General features: G+C 75.8%; 5 protein-coding genes. 3 read left to right on the forward strand and 2 right to left on the reverse strand.

Annotated elements, in window-relative coordinates; all coding sequences use genetic code 11:
- Positions 1-390: 390 nt before the first annotated feature.
- Both C6N75_RS28355 and C6N75_RS28360 read right to left on the reverse strand, forming a co-directional pair.
- The gene (locus C6N75_RS28355) at positions 391-1,458 is read right to left on the reverse strand and encodes an LCP family protein (RefSeq protein WP_407703286.1); all 1,068 of its coding nucleotides are present in this window, start codon (positions 1,456-1,458) and stop codon (positions 391-393) included.
- Positions 1,459-2,019: 561 nt separating this feature from the next.
- Positions 2,020-2,772, reverse strand: coding sequence for a TIGR03089 family protein (locus tag C6N75_RS28360; RefSeq protein WP_105871712.1), 753 nt, complete (start codon positions 2,770-2,772; stop codon positions 2,020-2,022).
- A gap of 139 nt (positions 2,773-2,911) precedes the next feature.
- On the opposite strand from C6N75_RS28360, the gene C6N75_RS28365 reads away from it, so the two are divergent.
- The 3 genes from C6N75_RS28365 to C6N75_RS28375 all read left to right on the forward strand — a co-directional run.
- Positions 2,912-4,372: a peptidoglycan recognition protein family protein gene (locus tag C6N75_RS28365; protein WP_105871713.1), complete on the forward strand. Its 1,461-nt coding sequence runs from the start codon at positions 2,912-2,914 to the stop codon at positions 4,370-4,372.
- Between the two features lie 145 nt (positions 4,373-4,517).
- A complete protein-coding gene (gene manB, locus C6N75_RS28370) occupies positions 4,518-5,600 on the forward strand; it encodes a mannose-1-phosphate guanylyltransferase (RefSeq protein ID WP_105871714.1) in 1,083 nt (360 codons plus the stop codon).
- A gap of 125 nt (positions 5,601-5,725) precedes the next feature.
- Positions 5,726-6,712: DNA-3-methyladenine glycosylase family protein (locus C6N75_RS28375; protein ID WP_105871715.1), on the forward strand; the 987-nt coding region annotated here is incomplete at its 3' end.

The following is a 6,712-nucleotide window of genomic DNA, read 5'->3' on the forward strand; positions in this document are numbered from 1 at the left end:
CGCCGGCCGGCCGCTGCGGTGCGGAATGGTCCAGTCGCAGCTCGTAGTTGCCGGTCTCCGGGTTCAGCACCCACTGGTCTGCGGGGTCGATGTCCTCCACCCGCCCACGGCTGTGCGCATCCACGATGCTTGGGTCCTCCGTCGGTGCCGCTCCAGGCCCCCCATCCCCCCAGAGGGGACGCCCGGGTCCACAGGTCCGGTTGCGTGCGACCGGCGGTCGGCTGCGCCCGGATCGCGTCACACTATCCGCCCAGTTCAGCGCGGGGCGACGCCCGTGACAAATTCCACCCCCTTTACAAGCGGGCATTGCAGGCAATCGGCGCCTTTGAACACCCCGTCCTTGGCTAGGGCTTTACTCACGGGTACCGCCGGTCGGGGCGGACCGCCCGCTCAGCGGCAGGCGCCGGAGGCGGCGCTCGTCCCGGTGAACGTCGGCAGCGCGGACGGCTTCCGCTTCCGGTTGCCCGACGCGCCGGAATCGGTCCCGTCCTCCTCCGGGGTGACCGCCACCGGCTGGTCCGCGCGCAGCCGTTGGAACAGGGCGTTCGCCTGGGGCTGCACCAGTTCGTCCCGGTTGGCGTCGGCGCGGTACGGCCGCCGGGGGACGGTCAGGAACTGCACCTTCTCGGTCGGCACCCCGCGCATCGCCCGCGTCAGGTCGTACAGGTCCTTCAGCGAGTCGAGGCCGGGATCGGTGGTGAGCGACCTGGTCGCCGCGTCCAGCACCGGGTAGAGCCGGGTCGGGTTGAGGAGTACGCCGTTGCTCTGCACCTTGTTCACCAGCGCGCCCAGGAACTGCTGCTGACGGTCCATGCGGGCGGTGTCGCTGCCGTTGCCGAGGGTCTTGCGGGCCCGGACGTAGCCGAGGGCCTGCTCGCCGTCGAGCGTGTGCGGACCCGCCTTCAGGTCGACCTTGGCGTCCGGGTCGTGGATGGGCTGGCGCACGCACACCCGTACGCCGCCGACGGCGTCCACCATCTGCTTGAAGCCCTGGAAGTCGACCACGATGTGGTGGTCCACCCGGATGCCGGTCAGCTTCTCCAGGGTGCGGATCGTGCAGGCCGCGCCGCCCACCTCGAACGCCCTGTTGAACTGGGCGAACGCGGCCGGTTCGGCGCCGCCCTCGCGGTCGCGGCAGCTCGGGGTGCGCACCATCAGGTCGCGCGGCAGGGAGACGGCGGTCGCGCTGCGCCGGTCGGCGGCCAGATGCACCAGGATCGCGGTGTCCGAGCGCTGGGTGCCCTTGTCCCGGCCGTACGCGGAGTTGCCCGCGCCGGCCCGGCTGTCGGAGCCCAGCAGCAGGATGTTGCGGGCGCCGCGCACCGTCGAGGCGGGCCGCTCGCGCTCGTACCGCTCCAGCTCGGCGGCGGCCGAGGTGTCGGTGGTGATGTTGCCGTCCAGCTTCCGGTACACCCACCACCCGCCGCCGGCCGCCGCCAGCACGCTCAACGCCCCCACGAACGCCACCGCCCGCAGCCAGCGGGGCCGGCGGTACGAGACGGGGGCGGCCCCCGCACCGGACGCGGCGCCACCGCTCGGCGCGGCCGCGGACCGGGCGCGCCACTGCCCAGGACCCGCGCCGGCAGCGGTGCCGGATCCTGAGCCGGGACCGGCACCGGACCCTGAGCCGGCAGCGGTGCCGGATCCTGCGCCGGCTTCTGAGCCGGAACCGGTTCGGTCATTGGCGTCGCCGGGGCCCGGCCCCGGCCGGCGGGACTTCTTCGGGGCGCGCCCCGAGCCGGACCGGCCGCCGCCCGATCCGGAGCGCGCACGCCCGGTCCCGGGGCCGCGGGCCCGTCCGGAGGGCCGCTTCCCGCGCCCGCCGGGAGGGGGCTCCGGGGGCGTGTCGGGGCTGTCGGCCACGTCGTACACCCGCCCTTCCGTCGCCGCCGGCGGGGCCCTGCGCCTCCCGGCGCCGGCCCTCCCTCCCTCCGATCATCCGCCGGGAGAGGCGAACGGACCCGGTGGGAGGGGCCCGCGGTGCGCCGGACGGGTGGCGCCCCGCGCGGGCCCCGGGGCTCAGCGCAGGGTGTGGGTGACCCGCTCGCTGGCGACGCGCTTCTCCCACGCGTCCGCGCCCAGGTGGTCGAGGTTGCGGCACAGCACCACCGACGCGCCCGCCGCCAGCGGCGCGTACAGCCCGGCCGACAGCCCCTCCCAGCTCCCGTACGGCAGCGCCGACAGCACCCGCGACCCCGGGCCGAGCCCGAGCCGCTCCGCGTCCGCGCGGGCCCGCTCCACCACCGCCGCGCCGGTCAGCTCCTCGCCCGCGACCGTGAGCGCCGGGGTGTCCGGGTCCACCGGCACGTACGGCGCGAACACGTCGCCCTGGCTGGGCGCCGCCACCGCGTAGTCGTCGTAGCCCTCCGGCGCGGCCGGGAAGCGGCGGCCCAGCGGGGCCAGCGACAACGCCAGCCGCTCACCCCGGCAGGCCAGCCCGTCCGCCAGCCGGTCCGGTCCGGCCACCACGTGGTCGGCCGGCGAGGGGTCGCCGTCCACGTCGGCGACCACGCCCACCGAGGCGCAGGCCACCAGCCACACCGCGGTCTGCCAGTGCGCGGGCAGCAGCAGCGCCACCCGTTCGCCCGGTTCGGCGGACAGACCGTCCTGGAGCAGGTTGGCCGTCTTGGCCACCCAGTTGGCGAAGGTGGCCACCGACAGTTCGACGCGCTCACCGGTGGCGTCGTCGTAGAAGGTGACCAAAGGGCGGGCCGGGTCCGCGGCGAGCGCGGATCGCAGCAGGTCGGCGGGGGTGCGGTCGCTGGCGTTCACCCGCGCAAGGGTACGCGCGCCGGCCCCGCGCGAAGGGCCGCACCGGTGACGGCGTCCACCGGAAGGAGCGACGGGGCGTCAGTTCCCGTACGGAGCAACCGGCAGGCGAAGCCGCACCGACGCGGCCCACGATCGGCTCATGCGTGCCAACCTTGCCTCCGCGATCGGCGTCGCGTGCACCGCGGCGCTGGTCATCCCGCTCTCGCTGCCCGCCGCCGCCCAGGCGGCCACCTCCGACGCCCCCGACGGCGCACGGCATACCGCCGTCACCGCGCCCGCCGACCCGTCCGCCGCCACCGCGCCCGCCGCCGACCCGGCGGACCGGGCGGCCGTCCCCGGCTCCACCCAGTCCCTCCCGCTCGTCGGCCTGCGCGCCGACCAGACCACCGGGGCACCCCAGCAGGGCCTGTCCCAGCGGGAGGTCCAGCCCTTCTCGCTGCTGGGCGTGGTGTGGGAGGACCCCGCCACCGCCCTCGACGGCGCCGTCCAGGTCCGCACCCGGGCCGCCTCCACCGGGACCTGGTCCGAGTGGCAGGACCTGGAGACCCACAACGAGGCGCACGGCGCCGACGCCTCCACCGCCGAGGGCGCCGCCGGCGGCCTGCGCGGCTCCACCGCCCCGCTCTGGGTCGGCCCCTCCGACGGCGTCGAGGTCCGGGTCCGGGCCGAGGCCCCCCGCGCCGGCTCCTCCGCCGCCCCGCTCCCGCGCGGACTGCGCGTCGACCTGGTCGACCCCGGCGCCGACCCGGCGCCCACGGCCACGCCCCCCACCGACACCACCCCCGGCTCCGGCGCCGACACCGCCGCCGACAGCCCCGTCACCAGCGGCGCGCTGACCGCCGAGGAGTCGGCCGCCTCGGCCGTCAACGCCGAGCACGCCCCGCTGGGCGCGCTGGAGATCCCCGAGCTGTCCAAGGCGGACACCGACGCGCTGTACGCAGAGGAGGCCGCCGAGCTGAGCGAGCAGGCCGGCGAGGTCCCCGCCGCCAAGCCGTACGTCGGCCCGCGGCCCGGCATCGTCACCCGCAAGGGCTGGGGCGCCGACGAGAGCATGCGGGAGAAGAACTTCGTCTACACCAAGTCGGTGCAGGCCGCGTTCGTCCACCACAGCGCCACCGGCAACAACTACACCTGCCAGCAGGCGCCCTCCGTCCTTCGCGGTATCTACCGCTACCACGTCAAGAGCAGCGGTTGGCGGGACTTCGGCTACAACTTCGCCGTCGACAAGTGCGGGAAGATCTACGAGGGCCGGGCGGGAGGCGTGGCCAAGGCGGTGCTCGGCGCCCACACCCTCGGTTTCAACTCCAACAGCATGGGCGTCGTCGTGCTCGGCACGTATGGTTCCTCCACCCCGCCGGCGGCGGCTGTGGACGGCGTCGCCAAGATCACCGCGTGGAAGCTCGGGCTGTACGGGAAGAACCCGAGCGGCAGCGTCACCCTCACCTCGGGCGGCTCGAACCTCTACAAGAAGGGCGTGAAGGTCAAGCTGAACGTCATCTCGGGCCACCGGGACGGCTTCTCCACCGAGTGCCCGGGGGCCCGGCTCTACGACCGTCTCGGCACCGCCCGCTCCACCGCCGCCAGGCTGCAAGGACGCTGACCGGTCCGGCCGGGCGGCGGGGGTCGGGCCGCCGCCCGGGCGGGCACCAGGACCGCGCTCACCGTCTGCCTACACTGTCCGCTCGTGTCGGTCATCAGACCGAGGTGGCCCATCGACCGGACCCAGCAGGAAGCAGAGACGACAGGTGACAGAAGCGATCCTCCTGGTCGGTGGCAAGGGCACCCGGCTCCGTCCGATGACCATCAACACCCCCAAGCCCATGGTCCCGGCGGCGGGTGTGCCCTTCCTCACCCACCAACTGGCCCGCGCCCGGGCCGCCGGCGTGGAGCACGTCGTGCTGGCGACCTCCTACCTCGCCGAGGTCTTCGAGCCCTACTTCGGCGACGGCTCGTCCCTCGGCCTGCACCTGGAGTACGTCACCGAGGTCGACCCCCTCGGCACCGGCGGCGCCATCCGCAACGTGGCCGCCAAGCTGCGCTCCGGCCCCGACGAGCCGGTGCTGATCTTCAACGGCGACATCCTCACCGGCCTGGACATCCGCGCCCTCGTCGACACCCACCAGACCTCCGGCGCGGACGTCTCCCTGCACCTGACCCGCGTCGAGGACCCGCGCGCCTTCGGGCTGGTGCCGACCGACGCCACCGGGCGGGTCACGGCCTTCCTGGAGAAGCCCCAGACGCCCGAGGAGATCGTCACCGACCAGATCAACGCCGGCGCCTACGTCTTCCGCCGCTCGGTCATCGACACCATCCCGGCCGGCCGGCCCGTCTCCGTGGAGCGCGAGACCTTCCCCGGTCTGCTCGCCGACGGCGCGCACCTCCAGGGCATGGTCGACTCCACCTACTGGCTCGACCTCGGCACCCCGCAGGCGTTCGTCCGCGGCTCCGCCGACCTGGTGCTGGGCCGCGCCCCCTCCCCGGCCGTGCCCGGCCGGCGCGGAGAGAAGCTGGTGCTGGACGGCGCCCGGGTCGCCGCCGACGCCAAGCTCACCGGCGGCACGGTCGTCGGCGCGGGCGCGGTGGTCGGCGAGGGCGCGCGGATCGAGGGCAGCACGGTGCTGGCCGGCGCGGTCGTGGAGGCCGGTGCGGTCGTCACCGACTCCCTGGTCGGCGAGCGCGCCCGGATCGGCGCCCGCACCGTCCTGGACGGCGCGGTGATCGGCGACGGCGCCCAGGTCGGCGCGGACAACGAGCTGCGCCACGGCCTGCGCGTCTGGTGCGACGCCCGCCTGCCCGACGCCTCGGTCCGCTTCTCCTCCGACCAGTAGCCGGACCAGGGAGCCCGACCGGCAGCGCCCCGCCTCTCAGGGGCTCCGCGAGCTACCCTCGGTGGAGCCCCTCCCGGCTGCCCGTCCCGGGCTGCCCATCCCCACGTACGAACGGCGAACGACAGGTGGCAGGCCGCTACGCCCCCCGGGCCACCCGCACCAGTGTGCGCGGAGGCCGCCTCGCCATACCCGCGCAGAAGACCTCCCCGGCGGGCCGGGCCGCCGAGGCCGCCCCGGCCCGTGTCCGCGACTGGACCCCGCCCTGGCCGCTGGACCTCAGGCTGACCCTGGGCCCGCTGCGGCGCGGCCCGGGCGACCCCTGCTTCCACGCCGCCCCGGACGGCTCCGTCTGGCGCACCGCCCGCACCCCGGCCGGCCCCGGCGCCCTGCGGGTCGCCGCGCACGCCGGGACGGTCCGGGCCGAGGCCTGGGGGCCCGGCGCCGACTGGCTGCTGGACGCCCTGCCCGCGCTGCTGGGCGAGGCCGACGACCCGTCCGCCTTCACCCCGCGCCACCGCCTGCTCGCCGTCACCGAACGCCGCCGCCCCGGTCTGCGCCTGACCCGCACCGGCCTGGTCCTGGCGGAGCTGATCCCCTCGATCCTGGAGCAGAAGGTCACCACCGACGAGGCGTACCGGGCCTGGCGGCTGCTGGTGCGCAAGTACGGCGAGGTGGCGCCCGGTCCGCACGGGGGCAGGCTGTACGTCGTGCCCGAGCCGCGGACCTGGGCACTCGTGCCGTCCTGGGAGTGGCACCGGGCCGGCGTGGACGCCAAGCGCTCGTCCACCATCCTGCGCGCGGTACGGGTGGCCGGGCGGCTGGAGGAGGCCGCCGCGATGCCCCCGCCCCAGGCCCGCGAGCGCCTGGAGCTGATCCCCGGCATCGGCCCCTGGACCTCCGCCGAGACCGTCCAGCGCAGCAACGGCGCCCCCGACGAGGTCTCGGTCGGCGACTACCACCTGCCCGGCATCGTCGGCCACGCCCTCGCCGACCGCCGCCAGGCCGACGACGACGAGATGCTCGCCCTGCTGGAGCCGTACGCCGGCCAGCGCCACCGCGCCGCCCGGCTCATCCTCCTCAGCGGCCGCACCCCGCCCCGCCGCGCCCCCCGC

The sequence above is a fragment of the Streptomyces solincola genome (assembly GCF_002982015.1).
Lineage (GTDB): Bacteria > Actinomycetota > Actinomycetes > Streptomycetales > Streptomycetaceae > Streptomyces > Streptomyces solincola.